Origin of the sequence: Bacillus sp. PSXD-155, from assembly GCF_049310765.1 — a bacterium.
In the GTDB taxonomy this organism is placed as follows: Bacteria; Bacillota; Bacilli; order Bacillales; family Bacillaceae_G; genus Bacillus_A; species Bacillus_A cereus.
Window position 1 is genome coordinate 14,476 of record NZ_JBMOWC010000055.1, and the last position, 15,938, is coordinate 30,413.

Genomic DNA, 15,938 nt, shown 5'->3' on the forward strand with positions numbered 1-15,938 from the left:
GTGGGGGGAGTTTAAGAAATTAGTATCGCTTTACATCTCCAAGTTTTTGTTTGTTTTTTTTCATCATTTATAAGTTCAATCCTGATATTCAGCATAATTCCAATATCTAAAAATAAATCCCCTTTATAATAAACTTCAGTATTTTTGTCTTTTTCTATCTGAATATTTTTTAAGAATCCATACCTTCCAGAAAGACTATTAATAAAGTTTCTTATAACATCTTCTAACTTATAAATTAGACTATATTCTTTTTCAATAATCCATTCATCAATAATTACATTACTTTCAGATTGATTGATAATCATTTTTTTTAATTGCTCTTCTGAATCTTTCTCTAAAAGCAATTTTTTAACATTTATATTTAAAGTCTTCCACAAATCTTCAAGATCCAGTTGTATCTCTAAATCTTCTAAGCTATTAAAATACATATTCAAATAGTGTTGCCCGTTCGTTCCAATTAAAGCATATTTATCTTGAAGTAAATTACCTATTGATAGTTTGGATACAATGTATATTCCAGTTAATTTTTCATTAGAGAAGATTTGAATAATTGTACCTACTCTTATTGTATTTTCCACAAATTTCTCCTCCGCACTTAAATATGATATTTACTACTTTATTGATTATTATAATCACTTAATTTTTTGTCCTAATAGCACCTCTATAAGGGTAGTTATTCTTTTATCTTGCACACTATAATAAGTTTCGTATCCCTTTCTATTACTAGCTAGTATTTTTTGTGATTTCATTATAGCTAGATGTTGAGATGTGGTAGACTGTGGCCTTTCTAAAAAGTCTGCTATTTGATTTACATTGCATGGACCTCTTTTAGTAAGTTCTATTATTATTTTGATTCTTATTGAATGTGATATTGCCTTTAAAAGGTTAGCGTTTTCTTTGTAAATAGACATTTTAAATTTTCTCCCTAACGTGTATTTCTATTGCTGTTTAAATAAAAAAAATAATTTGTAAAATGGTATATAATGATTATTGATTTTATAAAAAATATATTATAGAAATTTAACATTTTTATAAGTGAAATTGTGCTCGTCCTTTATCAATTAGAGGATGAAAAAGCATTGGTATTGTAAAGTAAGAGCGAATTTTAATAATTACTTCAAGGTATTTACTGATTCCTTTTCTATAAATAAAGAGAGGTCTTAAACCTTAAAGAACTTGTAATTTAACAACTATAAAATATGGTTATAAAACGAAATCCTACTATAAGGATAATAGATATTGTAATAAATTGATTGTAGTATCTTTGCAATTATTGTATTTATTTGAGGGGGATATTCTTTTTTGTTTTCTTATGTAAATTACGTGAATCACCAACGTTTATTTTGTAAATTTGGTATGAAAGAAGTAACTTGTACTCCTTTTTTAACTTTTTCTAAATAAAAGTTTTCTATATGACAATGAGCTTGCCTTCCAAACAAATCGTAATTTGTAACACTTTTATCAAAGCAAAATTCTCATGACATCGCTTTGATATTCAAAAATATTAATAACCTATTGCATTAAATTTTTTGAAAATTTAGGTTTAACATCTCTAATATAGGTGTATTACATATTACATAACAATTAAATACAAAAATAAAAAATATAGAGGAGGAAGGATACTATGCATAAGAATGAAAGAAAACCGGTGGTTTATGAATATCAAAATGAACAGGAAGTAGCTATAAAGGTAAAGGAACTAGAATTGCAAGGGATTCACGAAGATGACATTTATGTCTTAGCACATGAAAAACATCGAACTGAAAGAATTGCGGATGATACAAACACAAATACAATTGGAGTAAAAGAACAAGGATTAGGCACAAGTATTATCAACTTTTTCTCAAAAAAAGGGGACGAACTCCGAAATCAAATGGAAGAAATGGGGCTGTCGAAGGAGGAAGCTAACTTATATGAAAAAAAACTAGATCAAGGGAAAATTTTACTCCTAGTAAAAGCTGAAACACCGTTTTTGAGTGAAAGGCAGCCACAAAACTATAATTCTCTCTAATAGATTGCAATATCTGATAAATAGATAAAGTAATGCTAATTCCTATTTCAAGAAAGGAAGATAAAGGTAGATAGGAGCAAACGAAAGGATTGATCAAAAAAGCATAGGTCATCTTATAAACATTGAACGAATTCATTTCCTTCCTTCACTCAGGGAGGAAATGTCCCCTTATACACATTGAATGAATAAAGGAGGAATAAAAATATGGGGCTAATTATTACATGTATTGTAGGCGGACTAATTGGTGCATTAGCAGGGATGATTACAGGAAAAGACTTCCCAGCAGGCATTTTTGGAAATATTATTGCTGGATTAATTGGTTCATGGATAGGTACAAAATTATTTGGTGATTGGGGACCAGAATGGGGTGGTATTTTCATATTACCAGCTGTATTAGGTGCCATTGTATTTATTCTTTGTATGACACTACTTTTACGAACAGTAAGGAGTGCATCATAACAAATTATAGAAATGAAATTTAAATATACTACTTTTTAAGATGTAGTAGTGAAGAAGATAAAAATACGAAAGGATGAGAAAAATGAAAAGTACAATATTTAAATATGCTGTGATTGGGGTTACAGCAGGAGTCTTGGTTTCCCTATTAAAAAAAGAAAATCGGAAGGCTATACAAACAAAAGGAAAGAGCGTAAAAGACAAATTACAAGAAGGAAAAATGAAGGAAACATTGGAGAAAGTAACTGAGACAAGTAAACAATTCTCTGTAACTGCAGCTAATGTTGCAAAACAAACATTACCTCAACTTCTTACAGCCACACCAGTTGTCATTTCTACCATTAAAGATTTTACAGAAAATAATAAAGAGAAAAAAGATGAAAAAGATTACGAAGTAAATCAAAATAATAAAAATCAAGACGATGGAAACACGAAAAATGAAAAGACATATACCAAAGAAGGGAAAGAAGAGAGTGCCTAAATTTAATTCTTGAAATAGAAAGCGAGGAAAAAGTATGAAATCTCTGTATGCAATAGATGTAGGAATTGGCTTTACCAAACGGGCATATCGACAGGATGAAGATTCTGAGATGACGATCAAGAGTGAAGCTTCCACGTTAGCTCCTGTACCTAACCATGATGAAAGTGAAGATTTAACAAAGGTAAGTTTTATAAACTTAGACTTTGCTTACTACATGGGAAAAGAAGCTCACCAATCTGACGCTTCATTTCTTCCTCCATTTGAGGAAGAAATAGAAAATTATTATGAAAGTGAAAGGTTCAAGCAACAAATATTTGGTTGCATAGCAAAAGATTATAAAGAAAATGTCGTGTTACCCTTAGTAGTTACAGGGCTTCCTGTTACTTGTTTTGGTAGCCAACATGAACAATTACAAAATCTATTAAAAAAGGAAACTTCTGTACAAATTGATAGGAAATTTATTAATATTACCGTAGAAAATGCTTTGATTCTTCAGCAACCAGTCGCTTTATATGCCTATTTTTTAAAAGAGGGAATCATTCACGAACGAGATCGTATTTTAATTATTGATGGTGGATTTCGTACATTAGAAATGACAGATATGAAACAGCATCTCATTTTAAACCATTATGAGGCAGAACTAGGATGTAGCAAGCCTTTGAGAAACATTAAGAAGATACTCCAGGATAATACAGGTGACAGTAACCACCTTCATATTAACGACATACCAGAAATATTAGAAAAGGAAATTGAATATCGAGAGGAATCTCAGTATTATCAAACCAGTCAGTTTTCTTTCTCGATTCAAAAAGAGTTAGATGATCACTTCCAAGAAGTCATGCGTGTATTACATGAAAAATTCAAGCTAGACCAGTATGATGCCATTATTTGGACAGGGGGAATTGTAGATATCCACCAAAAACGAATTAAAAAAATGCAAGGTGAAATTTCTTCTTTCCGTATGGTTGAAGCTACGAAAGAAGCTGCGCTTCATGGATATTATAATATCGGATGCCAAGTATTTGATGACATAACCAAACAATCTGCATACGAGGTCACACCATAAAAATGACAATAATGGAGTTCTTTGAATAGAACTGCCAAATTATAAATCTACATTGAATAAAGACACTTTCTTTACCACATACAATAAATTATTTACAACATAAGAATAGAAAGTACTCGCATAAAAAGATTGAATATTCAGAATTAATATAGCTATAGGATTGTATTAACCTATTATAAATAAACTATATAGGAGGTCTTTTCTTTAAAAAGAACAAGACCTTCTATTCATCTTTTTATTTAGTATTTATTTTGATTTAGATAATGTAAAAATTTTTCCTCGAGGATACGTTTTTCACCATATAACAATAGTTCATCACCCTCTTGTAAGATGAGTTCTCCTAGACCTGATCGAAGGTTTCGGTCTCCTCTTTTTACAAAAAGGACATGAATATCTTCCTGAGGATGAAATACAGAAGTAATCGTCTGATTCCGGTAAATCGAATGTTCATCTATTTTCCATTTCATGAGATGATCCGTGGGTTCTCTTAAAAAAACTTGATGAATTGGCAAGTCCTTTATTTCTATACTCTGTTTTGTTTCTTGTTGTAATTTCTTCTTTAGATGTCTTTGAATAACTGGTATTTGTAAGAGAACATAGAGTATTAAAATTATACCTGCTATATAAAATGTATGGATTGTTACCACGTATTTAGAAAGAATAGTACTAAGAGAAGAAATAATAACAGCAAATGAAAAAATACCAAAGATAATTAAAAACATGCTGAGTTTCCTTCTAACGGGGTGTCCTAGTATTAATTCAGATTCCTCAGTAGTGAAACCAGTGCCCGTCATAAGTGAAAGGACTTGGAAACGAGAAATGGTTCTTTTTACCCCTGTTAAGGTAAATAAAATCGCATGTATTTCTATAATGAGGATCACAATACTCATATAAATACAGATAAAAAAGAACTCCATAGTTATACTCCTTTCCTTTTATCACATGGATTAATCATTGTTCAAAATAACTAAGTCAAGTTGACATGCAAATTTCCATATCACAAATATTATTCTATCAAACATAAAACTTGAATGAAAATCCCAGAAAGGAGGACGAATATGAAATGTATAAAGATGCCGAAATGGACTTGGTATCATGTGAAAACTAATGAGCTCGACAAACTCTCTTTTACAATTTCTTGTGATGTATTATCTTATTTTTCTCAATTTGTAAGGAAAATAAGCTCTCCTTGTGAAAATGGATTATATGTTTACACATTATCATCAAGTCAAACTTGTGTATATGGTTCATTTTTATATGAGCATGATCAAGAAGACGCCAAGATTCAAAAATTTCTTCATTATTTCGTAGCACCTGAAGTACTGATAACGGTCCAAGAAAAAGATGAAGAGGATTTCTCATATTTAATAAATGGATGTTCTTTGAATATGAAAAATTGTAATATTTCCGCTGAAGGGTTATGTGTCATCTTATCAACCTGTATATCTCGTTATTTACAAGAGGTTGATCATTTTGAAAACCATTTTAGAAATATATTATGGGATTTTTATCATCATAATAACATAGCAGTTTTAGAAAAAATCTATCATATTCGTCATGAATTATTTATGAGCACACATGTATTTCGCTTAGTTCAAGAAGTGTTACAAGGGTTGGAAGAGGCTTGGTTAGAACAACTAACAAAAACCTTTCGTTATAAACAAACACGCTTGAAATTAGAACGTGGATTACAGCTCGTTAAAGAATACCAGGAAGAATTAGATACCATGATTCATTTACAAGAAGTGGTTTCTTCTCATCGTGGGAATGAAATTATGAAAGCTCTTACTGTATTAACTGCTGTGAGTACACCTTTGACAGCCTTAGGAGCATTGTGGGGGATGAATTTTAAATATATGCCTGAATTAGAATGGGAATATGGCTATTTAATTGCTCTTTTATCTATCATTTTTACAACAGGTGGGATGTATATATATATGAGAATTAAAGGCTGGACAGGTGATTTATTACGAGTAAAGAAAAAGAAATCCTTTTTTAAATCTGATTAACCTTGTTTATAGAAAAACATGAAAGATACTAATATAGATATAGGAGGTGTATCTTCTATTTTTAATATAAAATAGAAGAAAATTATGAATGGGTTTTCTCTTTTCTTAATTTTTGTTCTCATTCTTATTTCTGGTTTTTTTGTTGCCGCAGAGTTTGCTATTGTGAAAGTTAGAAAGAGTCGCATTGATGAATTAACCAATAAGGGCCACAAACAAGCTCCAGCTGCCCAAGCTGTTTTGTCACATTTGGATGTCTACTTATCCACTTGTCAGCTTGGTATTACTCTTACGTCTTTAGGGATTGGTTGGTTAGGAGAACCTACTTTAGAGAAGATAATGCACCCTTTTTTTCAGCTATTTCCCTTTTCGGAAAAAATGTCACATTCTATTTCCTTCTTTGTTGCCTTTGTTCTAATTACTTTTTTTCATGTTGTACTTGGAGAACTTGTACCAAAATCATTTGCAATTCAAAGAGCAGAGAACATTACACTTCTATTCGCCAAACCATTAATTTGTTTTCACCGGCTAATGCACCCTTTTATTTGGGTCTTAAACAAAAGCGCATCTTTTCTGGTAAAAGGATTCGGGATGGACATTACGAAAGGGCACCATGGAGCACATTCAGAAGAAGAGCTACGTCTGATTGTCAATCAGAGTTATCAGAATGGTGAAATTAATGATACAGAATATACGTACGTAAATAATATTTTCAAATTTGATAATCAGTTCGTACAACAAATTATGATTCCACGTAATGAAATGGTTTGTTTATCTCTGGGAAACACAGAAGAAGAAAACAGAAAAATTATTCGTGATTCACAGTATACACGTTATCCTATTATCCAAAGCAATAAAGATCATATTCTAGGTATCGTTCATCTAAAGGAAATATTCCAACAAGAGTACGATGGAGATAGAAAACCATTACAATCGTATATACAGCCATCTATTCCTATTTTTGAAAGAATGCCTATTCAACAAGCCTTGTTCCGTTTACAACAAGAAAAAACACAAATGGCTATTGTTATTGATGAATATGGAGGAACTGCAGGGCTTATTACTATGGAAGATATTCTAGAAGAAATTGTTGGGGATATCCATGATGAATTTGATCAAAAAGAAATACCAATGATTTTAGAATGCGCAGAGGGCCTCACTTCTTTCGATGGTAAAGTACTCATTTCGGAAGTAAATAATACGCTAGGAACGTCTATTTCATCCTATGGAGTAGATACCATTGCAGGATGGATTCTTTCTCAAACCATAGAATTACCAATTCAGCCTGGATATATAATAGAAGAAGAAGGGGTTTATTTTAAAGTACTTCAAATGGACGAAAATCAAATTAAAAGAGTAGTAGCCATACAAACTCATGTACCCGTAGAATTATAATCGCTTTTTATCGACTAATGTTACATGCTAATTATCTAAATAATATATATAATGAGATGAATTTAATTGTCATTTTTTAAAAACAGTAAAATTGGCACAATATTAAACGTATTAATAATTATATCAAGTGTTGCTTACGTATTATTATCTATACTAGGGGTCTTAAGAAAAGTGAGTATGTTTCTGATACTATGTATGAAGATAGTTTATACTTCATGTTGTTATTACAGCAAATACATCTGATAGTGATGTTGCAGATCAAGAATTAGTAATAACAAGTTAAGTTAATTAAATTTGTGAATAAAAACTAATATTTCATCTATACTATACATTACAACCTGCTTCTTACCCAGGTTGTGTTAAAAAGCGCAGTTAGTACAACTAACTGTGCTTTTTTAATTTTTGTTACATAAACTTAAATTTTTTGCCTATACTATGTTTACTCCTTAAATAGATGGATGTAATGTTCTTAAAGCAGTTAGCTATTGCTAACTGCTCTTCTTTCTTATTAAATTGGCACTTTTTCGTATTGAAAGTACATATCATGGATATAGGATAACCACAAACATATATCCTCATTAAGAGAGGACATTTTATTACTTTCCTTACGGTATAATCTTTCTAATTTCGTTTATACTATATTTCTAACTTAATGTTACATATTATATTACGTACTTGTATAATTTAATTTCTTTTGTACAACGAGTAGTTAGCAAATCTTGCTAACTACTTTATTTTGTATAAAGATTTCAACTTAAATTTAGTTGATTTTTAAAAATTATATACTCCTATTTTTTATTGATATTAATGGATTAATGAAAGAATTCTCCTTTCTCGAACGCTCAAAGAAGAACAGTTCAGCTATAGGTGTTGAGATTAGTTTATAGCTAGTCTAATGTACCTTCATATTCTTTTTATATTTTATAAAAGGTATTTTTCTTTAGTTCTAACAGTTCTAAAAATTGAACTTCAGTTATTTCTTTGTTTTTCCACTTAGTATATGTTTCTTCTATTTATGTTTGAAAAGGTGATGTGAAAATATAAACGTTTATAATATTCTTTCCTCTACCTTTACAAACTTGATATTCTTGCGTTTTACAGGTAACACCTCTGTATTTAAAAAGGTATACCTTTTTAAACGTTTGTTCACTTTCTCCATTGTTGTATGGAGATCTTCTTTTTTGATAGGATGAGGCTCTCTACATTGAGAATACGTCAATTTCTTTAGTGCAAATAATTTTGAGAGGTTACATTTAACTAATTTACAATCCTTACGTCCTTTGTATATTAATATTTTTAACAGTGTAAAACCTGGCTGTTTCATGTCTAAAGGTAATTTGCTTGTTTTGTTGAAATATTGGTGTTCCTCTTTGTATGGTAAATGATAAAATTATTAAAAATTAAGAATAGTTAGTATTCATTCTATCAATTTACTACATATTACATTTATGTAAATATTGTTATAAAGACATTTTTTAAAACTTTCCCCTAATAAAGTTTTGAAAGAGTTGTCTCTGTATTCTCCATATTGTAAATATGTCAAGAAGAGAGAATCCATTTGGATTCTTTTTTCTTTGTAACAAATATAAGGTAAAATTAATATTATTATAATAGGATTTTAAAATGTTTGTAATCTTTCCTCTCTATTATTAGAGTAGGGGGTGAAGAGTATGTTCAATTGGACAACACCGGGTGAAGTAATAGTTGGCATATTACTTTTAGGAGCAATAGCAATTGCAACTAGATACACAATTAATCAGATACAATAAAGCACCTATAAAATTAGGTGCTTTATTCTTTGTTGTATAAAAATTACACATTAAACGTGAATCTGAACTAAATAGACATTCGGTTAGAAAACGCTCCGAATAATCTTAATTTAACTATAAATTTAATAATACTGAAAACTAAATGGTGTTTTTTTTTTCAAAAAAGGTTTACCGCCAGCATTTTGGAAAAAACCCACGGTAAGCAAAAAACTAGCCTCTACAAAAGAGGCTAGTTGACGTAAAATTTGTTCTCGGAAGTTACTTTTTTCTTTATAAAAAGAATTTGAAATTTCACTTCTTACAAACCATCTTGCACCGCGCACGTTCTCCCATTATACTAAACAAATACCAACTATAATAAGAGGTGTCCTATGAATAAAACAGAATTAATAAAACAAGTAGCAATACAATCCGAACTAACTAAATCACAAGCTAGTCTTGCGGTAGATGCCGTATTAGAATCCATTGAACAAGCTCTGCAAAATGGAGACAATGTGCAACTGATTGGATTTGGCACATTCGAAGTACGAGACCGCGCTGCCCGTGAAGGACGCAACCCACATACTGGTGAAGCTCTTACCATCCCTGCGAGTAAAGTACCTGCCTTTAAAGCGGGAAAAGCATTAAAAGAAGCGGTAAAAGCTAAATAGTCTCCATTCTTTAGTAGCATGAAATCATTAGAATTCATGCTACTGTTTTCTTTTAGAATCGAATCGTGGAGATCGCATGTTTATATACAAGCTGTTGCTTCCCTTCAAATTCTATTAAAATAGAAAAAGTATCATATCCTCTTATTATTCCTTTTATATGTAATCCTTTTACCAGAATTAACTTGATATCCTTCCTCTTTTGAAACGCTTCTTGTAACAATTGTTCCTGCAAAAATAGCATATTCTTACCTCTATCCTTTTGAAATGCTTGTAATTTCGTTTCCAACGGGTTCTCCCCCTATTCTTCTCATATCGTTACGAGGTTTTCCATGTCTTCTTACGTTCATTGATGCAAACGTTCTATTCTCTTCATGCTCTCAATCACTTTTTCATCACTCACTATATAATATATCTCATTTCCCTTTCGCTCATAGGAAACCATCTTAAACTGTTTTAACTTTGCTAATTGTTGCGACATTGTAGATTTTGGAACACGTAGTAACTTCTGTAACTCGGATACTTTTAATGGCCCTTTCGAAATTAATTCTCGAACTATCATCAAACGCATAGGATGTCCCAGCATCCGCAATATATCTGCAGGTCTCTCGTAATCACCAATCTTCATATAAAAAGCTTCTGACATAATTACTTCTCCTTTTTTAGTTAGCATTTTCTACATTCTAAAATCATCTATTTGTTTTGCCGATGTTTTAGATATACAAGGGATACCTCCAATTTGTTATATTTTCATAATTATATTATTTCCGAAGAAGCTCCCTATGTCCTCTTTGTTTGATATTCTCTGGTACGTTTAATTCCCGTCCAAACGTTTTCCTCCAAGTAATTTTTACTACTTTAATGTGCTACGCAGAGACCGAAGTTTGAAGTTTTACTTCTTTCAGGCCTAATGATAGAGAAGTTTTAAGCTATTAAGGATTTCTTTTTTGTATCTAAAATCCTAAAATAAAAAGATAAGATCAGGGAACACGATCTTATCTTTAGCACAAGGAGTAAACAAACGGATAACCATCATATTTATATTATAATTTCTTTTTTGTTAATTTTGAATATTAGAGTCGTAATTTAGTAGCGATATCCATATTGAGAAATTTATTACAAATTTAGTTACAATCAAAGTGAATTTTTATCCAAAAGTTCACTTTATTCTTTGGTATATAAAATTTATATAGTAAAAGTACAATTTAAGAAAGCGGACCATTGAACCCCGTAACTTATATCTCAAACATTGTTTCATAGCTAAAATATTTAAACAAAATTTTGTTTAATTTCCCATAACTGGGCCTCCACCCAGACGATTACGTGCACGTTGTTGGATCATTATAATATAAAATTAGCTTCAATTAAATAATAGCAAGTACTTAAACTAATTTAAGGAATTGATTTCCAAAAGACTTAAATCAACTTTAATAAGGGATAGTACACCATTGCCATCAACTTAAGAAATTGGTAGCTCCCCAAAACGAAGAAAATGAGTTGAATTCTCATAAATAACGGTAAAACAATAAAATTTTAGCTTGATGGGCATGGGGTACAGACCGCAAAACGAAAAAAAACAAGCTAAGGATTTTCGAGCCATTTTAACGCTAATTTAAATTTTGTTGCATTGGGTGCTATAAGGAAATCGAAATAACACTTCTTAGCAAAATAAAAAATAATAAAGAAACCGAATTCCTTAACAGGTGGAATTCGGTTTCTTACTACAATATTTAACTTTAATTAGGAAAGGATTGTCCACTTTAAAAGATATTATATTTATTTATATTTCGGATCGAAAGGTTTTACCTAAATGGTTACCAAGACCAAAATAATGACGGAAATTATATATAAGTGGGCTCCATTTATTTGGGTCAATATGATTTTCTTCAAGAATGATTTCCTTATGAGCGTGTACATGTATAGCTTGTGTCTCAACAATTGCAAAATCAGGAGAATAATCAGGAATTCGAATATGTTTCACCCTTGCCTCAATTTGAATTGGACACTCCATAATTCTAGTAGGTTTTACCGATTTAGACTCAGTAGGTGTTAATCTACTAATATCATATTTTTCTTTTTCATATGTAAATCCATTCTTTTTCTTATAATCTGGAACGGGATTTTTCCCTGTATAGGGGGCTAATTGTTCAACATTCTCCCATAATGAAGGACTTGGAACGTTGATTACACATTCAGGATGTCGTTCTAAATTTTCGATAGCTTTCCCGCCAAGTCCAATCCCTAATATAATACAATCTCCTAATGCCCATGATGATGACATAGGGCTGATGTTTACTGTTCCGTCTTCATTTAGTGAATTTAGTAAAATCACAGGAGTTCCGTAGTATAGAATTTTAGGTTTAATAATCTCTGTGTTTGGAACCTGAGCCATTTTTTTCATCTTTATTTCTCCTCCTATTCATATGTTCTTCCTTATTTATTGTAGAATATAAACATTTCGATTATCATCGAAATATGAATTACATTAGGGGGAAATTAAAATGAACGCAAATCCAAATGTAGCAATGATTGCTACTCTTGTGAGTGAAGCTTCTCGTGCAGCAATATTAACAGTCTTATTAGATGGTAGATTCCACCCTGCAAGCGAATTAGCATATATGGCAGGAATCAAACCACAGACGGCCAGTTTCCATTTGACAAAAATGGTCGATGCGAATGTAGTTATAGTTGAAAAACAGGGGAGACATCGATATTATGGAATTCGAAATCCGGAAGTTGCTCAAGTTATGGAGTCATTTTTATCAATAGCTCCACCAATTGAAATTAAATCATTAAAACAGGCTTCGGAAGATAAAGCGATGCGTTTTGCAAGAACATGTTATGATCATCTTGCGGGAAATTTAGGAGTACAATTAACAGATTCTTTAATTAAAATAGGTGTTATTTATGAAGAAAAGGACGGGTTTACTGTTACTGAAAAAGGGGAGTCATTCTTTACAAATTTTCAAATTGATCTTGAAAGGGTTAAGAAAAAGCGTCGTTCATTTACACACAAATGTTTAGATTGGAGTGAAAGACGTCACCACCTTGCGGGAGCATTAGGAAATGCCCTTCTAGAAAGACTACTAGAACTAAATTGGGTTCAACGTTTACCTAAAACAAGAGCAATCAAAATCACTTCTGACGGGAAAAAGGGACTAAAAGAAACATTTTCTTTTGATATTACAAACAACTAAGTTTTGAATATAAAACAGCCGATTTAGTCTTAAAGGGATTAAAGTTGGCTATTTTTTGTTGAAATTTACTTAACGTGGTTTTTTTCCGAAATGCTGGCGGTACCCCATCGCTATCAAGCTAACTAGATAAATTACATAGAAGAAATACGAAATATTTTAAAGTGGCCGCCACCAGGGAGTATAATTAATATCCGAAGAGATTTGAACTATCCCTATTTTCACTTTGTTTTACAAAAAAGAAGGACAAAGGTTGAAAAATAGGTAAATCATAATAAAAACTACAGGTCTGTAATTGATTAAGAACCTGTAGTTTTTTATAATATTCAACCTATTTTATTTTCCAGCTTTTTTAGTTTCAATAATAAATTTTGAAACTAATTCTGATAATGCTTCTACTTTTTCTTTTATTTTGTTAGATTGACTCGATACTTCCTCAATTGATGCTGCTTGTGATTGGATTGACTGTACAGTTTGAGTGGTTTCTTTAGCTATTTGTGTTGCAGTTTCAGAAACACTTGATATAGAAGCATTAACTTCTTCTGTACCGGCAGACATTTCTTCTGTCGCTGCAGATACCTCTTGAATTTGGCTAGTGATTTTATTAATAGCCACCATAATAGATGAGAATGCTTGATCTGCTTGATAAGCAGCTTCTTTTCCTTCTGTAGCCTTTTGTTGGCCTTTTTGCATGACATCCACTGTATCTTTTGTATCTGTTTGAATCAATTGTATTAAATGATTAATTTCATTTGCCGATTCTTTCGATTTCTCTGCTAAATCCCTTACTTCAGCTGCAACTACTGCAAATCCTTTTCCATTTTCTCCGGCACGCGCTGCTTCAATCGCAGCGTTTAAGGCGAGAAGATTAGTTTGTTCAGCAATGTTAGTGATAGCGTCCAGAGCGCTATCAATTTGCTGTGTACGTGTAACAAGTCTATCAATTACTGTGGATGTTTCTTCAACAACCTCATGAACACTATTCATTTGAAGTATCGATTGTTTTATTACTTCACTACCAGAATTGACTTGTTCTGTTGTTGTGACAGCCAATTCTGTAACCGTTGCCGAAGATTCAGCTACTGTTTGAACTCCAGTCGCTATTTCTTCCATTGATAATGAACTTTCTTGAATACTAGTAACTTGTCCTTCTATTTTTTTATCGATCTCAGAAATAGTTTGAACAACCTCTCTTGATACACGAGATGCTCGTTTAGTATCTTGCAACATTCCATTGGTAGAAGAAATAACCTCTTGAGTTGTGATTTTTACTTCACCAATTAATTGTTGCAAGTTATCTAACATACTATTAAAAGATTTCACAATGCTTCCCAATTCATTATTTGATTTATAAGAAGTACGGATTGTTAGGTCACCTTTGGATACTTGTTGCATATCCCTTTGTAGTAATACAATTGGTTGTTTAATCGCATTTTTAATGATATATCCAATAAAAATAACGATTGCAATTGCTATAATGGAAATACTAACAAACATCATTATTGTGCTTGTTGCACTGTCGGTATTATTTTTTTGTAATTGCTCTGCATTATTATTATTATATAGGATAAGTTCACCAATTGCCTGAGTTGTCTTTTTCATATTTGGTTCAACTTCTTTTAGATAATAAGCATATGCTTCTTCATTATTAGATTGCCCCAAATCTTCCACTTTCTTCAGTTGTGTTCTTAATTCATTAAATCTTTCAAGAAATGTTGTATATAATTCTTTTTCTTTACTAGCACTAACTCTAACCTCAAACTGCTTTAATAACTGATTAGTTTCTGTATGCAATGTATCAATTTCTGTCATAAGCTCTTTTATTCTTTTTTCATCTTTTGATACCATAATTTCATTTACATTCATATTAATATGATAAAAATTAGACTCTATAGTTCCTATCCACTGAATTGGTAATAAACTATCTTCATACATAGTAGAAGAAGCATACTCACCTTTTTTAAGGCCCAAAAATCCTAGTATAGATAATAATACGCAAGCAACACTTGATATAATTATTAATACGTTTAATATTGTGCCAATTTTACTGTTTCTAAAAAATGACAATTAAATCCACCTCATTATATATAGATTAGATAATTAATATATAACAAGAGCTGATAAAAATCGATATTTAAGATTTATATGCATTATTCAAAATAATAGAATATATTGTGGTATCGGGTTATACGTTAATTATGACTAGTAGGGGCCCCGCCACATCGTTATCAAGCTAATATTTTTAACGATCCCCATTATAAAAATTTTACATCTTTGCAAATTTTATTTTTTCGCACTAAAGGACAAATAAAAAGAGTCCTTAACAAATTGTTAAGGACTGCGGAATAAAACCGCAATTTGGGTTGAAACCCAATCAGTTTGTAGAAAATAAATTGCGATTATGATAGCAATTGTATTCCCAAAAGCAATGTTTCAAATGGATTTTAACACAACTGTAACTGTAATGGTATCAACAAAATGTGGATTGAATTACAAATAGTGGTTACGAATATTGGAAAGTGTTTAAAAATTAATTACTTCTCATGAAGAAAAAGTATTAAGAAGAAATTGTAGCGATAAATTTTTAGAGGAAGCACCGATAGCGGGCGCTTTTTTCTTTGCTATATAAAATTTATATAATAAATGAGTAATTAACTAACCAGACAATTGAATACTATACTGTAACTCATCTGCCTCATATATTGATTCACAACTAAAATATTTAAAACAAACGTTTGTATAATTCTCCTACACAAAACTCCTTCATCACATAAATAAAAAAATAAGAATCCTCCATTTACATATATTCAAGAATTATAGTTAGTTATAACGTAAAACTCATTTTCTTATAGTTAATTAATCTTGAATATTTTTATATATGTTTCTGTAAGAATCCTACACTTCTTCTTTATT

General features: G+C 31.0%; 17 protein-coding genes and 1 pseudogene. 8 read left to right on the forward strand and 10 right to left on the reverse strand.

The window, feature by feature from the left end; genetic code table 11:
• Positions 1–11: 11 nt before the first annotated feature.
• The 3 genes from ACO6VI_RS28285 to ACO6VI_RS28295 all read right to left on the reverse strand — a co-directional run bounded on the left by ACO6VI_RS28285 (position 12) and on the right by ACO6VI_RS28295 (position 1,439).
• Positions 12–578 carry a hypothetical protein gene (locus ACO6VI_RS28285; RefSeq protein WP_095022019.1) on the reverse strand — a complete coding sequence of 189 codons (567 nt, stop codon included), beginning with the start codon at positions 576–578 and terminating at the stop codon, positions 12–14.
• A gap of 54 nt (positions 579–632) precedes the next feature.
• Positions 633–911: an ArsR/SmtB family transcription factor gene (locus ACO6VI_RS28290; protein ID WP_095022018.1), complete on the reverse strand. Its 279-nt coding sequence runs from the start codon at positions 909–911 to the stop codon at positions 633–635.
• Between the two features lie 417 nt (positions 912–1,328).
• Positions 1,329–1,439, reverse strand: a complete 111-nt coding sequence (locus tag ACO6VI_RS28295; protein WP_413776777.1) for an acyl dehydratase — start codon at positions 1,437–1,439, stop codon at positions 1,329–1,331.
• A 185-nt stretch (positions 1,440–1,624) separates the two neighbouring features.
• On the opposite strand from ACO6VI_RS28295, the gene ACO6VI_RS28300 reads away from it, so the two are divergent.
• From ACO6VI_RS28300 to ACO6VI_RS28315, 4 genes are all read left to right on the forward strand, one after another.
• Positions 1,625–2,011, forward strand: a complete 387-nt coding sequence (locus ACO6VI_RS28300) for a general stress protein (RefSeq protein WP_422424701.1) — start codon at positions 1,625–1,627, stop codon at positions 2,009–2,011.
• Positions 2,012–2,215: 204 nt separating this feature from the next.
• Positions 2,216–2,470 (forward strand): GlsB/YeaQ/YmgE family stress response membrane protein, encoded by a 255-nt coding sequence (locus ACO6VI_RS28305; protein ID WP_421616119.1) that lies wholly within the window; start codon positions 2,216–2,218, stop codon positions 2,468–2,470.
• Between the two features lie 82 nt (positions 2,471–2,552).
• Positions 2,553–2,948 carry a peptidase U61 gene (locus ACO6VI_RS28310; protein WP_422424703.1) on the forward strand — a complete coding sequence of 132 codons (396 nt, stop codon included), beginning with the start codon at positions 2,553–2,555 and terminating at the stop codon, positions 2,946–2,948.
• Between the two features lie 34 nt (positions 2,949–2,982).
• A complete protein-coding gene (locus ACO6VI_RS28315; RefSeq protein WP_422424704.1) occupies positions 2,983–4,014 on the forward strand; it encodes a hypothetical protein in 1,032 nt (343 codons plus the stop codon).
• A gap of 239 nt (positions 4,015–4,253) precedes the next feature.
• Here the strand turns inward: ACO6VI_RS28315 and ACO6VI_RS28320 are convergent, their stop codons facing one another.
• Positions 4,254–4,931 (reverse strand): TrkA C-terminal domain-containing protein, encoded by a 678-nt coding sequence (locus ACO6VI_RS28320; protein ID WP_422424706.1) that lies wholly within the window; start codon positions 4,929–4,931, stop codon positions 4,254–4,256.
• Between the two features lie 141 nt (positions 4,932–5,072).
• On the opposite strand from ACO6VI_RS28320, the gene ACO6VI_RS28325 reads away from it, so the two are divergent.
• Positions 5,073–6,023, forward strand: coding sequence for a magnesium transporter CorA family protein (locus ACO6VI_RS28325; protein ID WP_422424708.1), 951 nt, complete (start codon positions 5,073–5,075; stop codon positions 6,021–6,023).
• An 84-nt stretch (positions 6,024–6,107) separates the two neighbouring features.
• Complete coding sequence (locus ACO6VI_RS28330) at positions 6,108–7,415, forward strand: hemolysin family protein (protein ID WP_422424710.1); 1,308 nt, start codon at positions 6,108–6,110, stop codon at positions 7,413–7,415.
• Between the two features lie 914 nt (positions 7,416–8,329).
• Here ACO6VI_RS28330 and ACO6VI_RS28335 read toward each other — a convergent pair.
• Positions 8,330–8,428 (reverse strand): annotated as a pseudogene (locus tag ACO6VI_RS28335) (recombinase family protein); the annotation flags it as partial.
• An 878-nt stretch (positions 8,429–9,306) separates the two neighbouring features.
• Positions 9,307–9,507: a hypothetical protein gene (locus ACO6VI_RS28340; RefSeq protein WP_422424712.1), complete on the reverse strand. Its 201-nt coding sequence runs from the start codon at positions 9,505–9,507 to the stop codon at positions 9,307–9,309.
• Between the two features lie 48 nt (positions 9,508–9,555).
• On the opposite strand from ACO6VI_RS28340, the gene ACO6VI_RS28345 reads away from it, so the two are divergent.
• Positions 9,556–9,834 (forward strand): HU family DNA-binding protein, encoded by a 279-nt coding sequence (locus ACO6VI_RS28345; protein ID WP_422424714.1) that lies wholly within the window; start codon positions 9,556–9,558, stop codon positions 9,832–9,834.
• 52 nt (positions 9,835–9,886) lie between these two features.
• Here the strand turns inward: ACO6VI_RS28345 and hfq are convergent, their stop codons facing one another.
• The 3 genes from hfq to ACO6VI_RS28360 form a co-directional block, all read right to left on the reverse strand.
• The gene (gene hfq / locus ACO6VI_RS28350) at positions 9,887–10,120 is read right to left on the reverse strand and encodes an RNA chaperone Hfq (RefSeq protein ID WP_422424716.1); all 234 of its coding nucleotides are present in this window, start codon (positions 10,118–10,120) and stop codon (positions 9,887–9,889) included.
• A gap of 57 nt (positions 10,121–10,177) precedes the next feature.
• Positions 10,178–10,477, reverse strand: a complete 300-nt coding sequence (locus ACO6VI_RS28355) for an ArsR/SmtB family transcription factor (RefSeq protein WP_422424718.1) — start codon at positions 10,475–10,477, stop codon at positions 10,178–10,180.
• A 1,134-nt stretch (positions 10,478–11,611) separates the two neighbouring features.
• Positions 11,612–12,232, reverse strand: coding sequence for a flavin reductase family protein (locus ACO6VI_RS28360; RefSeq protein WP_422424720.1), 621 nt, complete (start codon positions 12,230–12,232; stop codon positions 11,612–11,614).
• A gap of 100 nt (positions 12,233–12,332) precedes the next feature.
• Between ACO6VI_RS28360 and ACO6VI_RS28365 the strand changes: the two genes are divergently transcribed.
• Complete coding sequence (locus ACO6VI_RS28365; protein WP_070172723.1) at positions 12,333–13,028, forward strand: ArsR/SmtB family transcription factor; 696 nt, start codon at positions 12,333–12,335, stop codon at positions 13,026–13,028.
• Positions 13,029–13,361: 333 nt separating this feature from the next.
• Here the strand turns inward: ACO6VI_RS28365 and ACO6VI_RS28370 are convergent, their stop codons facing one another.
• Positions 13,362–15,092 carry a methyl-accepting chemotaxis protein gene (locus ACO6VI_RS28370; RefSeq protein ID WP_422424722.1) on the reverse strand — a complete coding sequence of 577 codons (1,731 nt, stop codon included), beginning with the start codon at positions 15,090–15,092 and terminating at the stop codon, positions 13,362–13,364.
• Between the last annotated feature and the right edge of the window lie 846 nt (positions 15,093–15,938).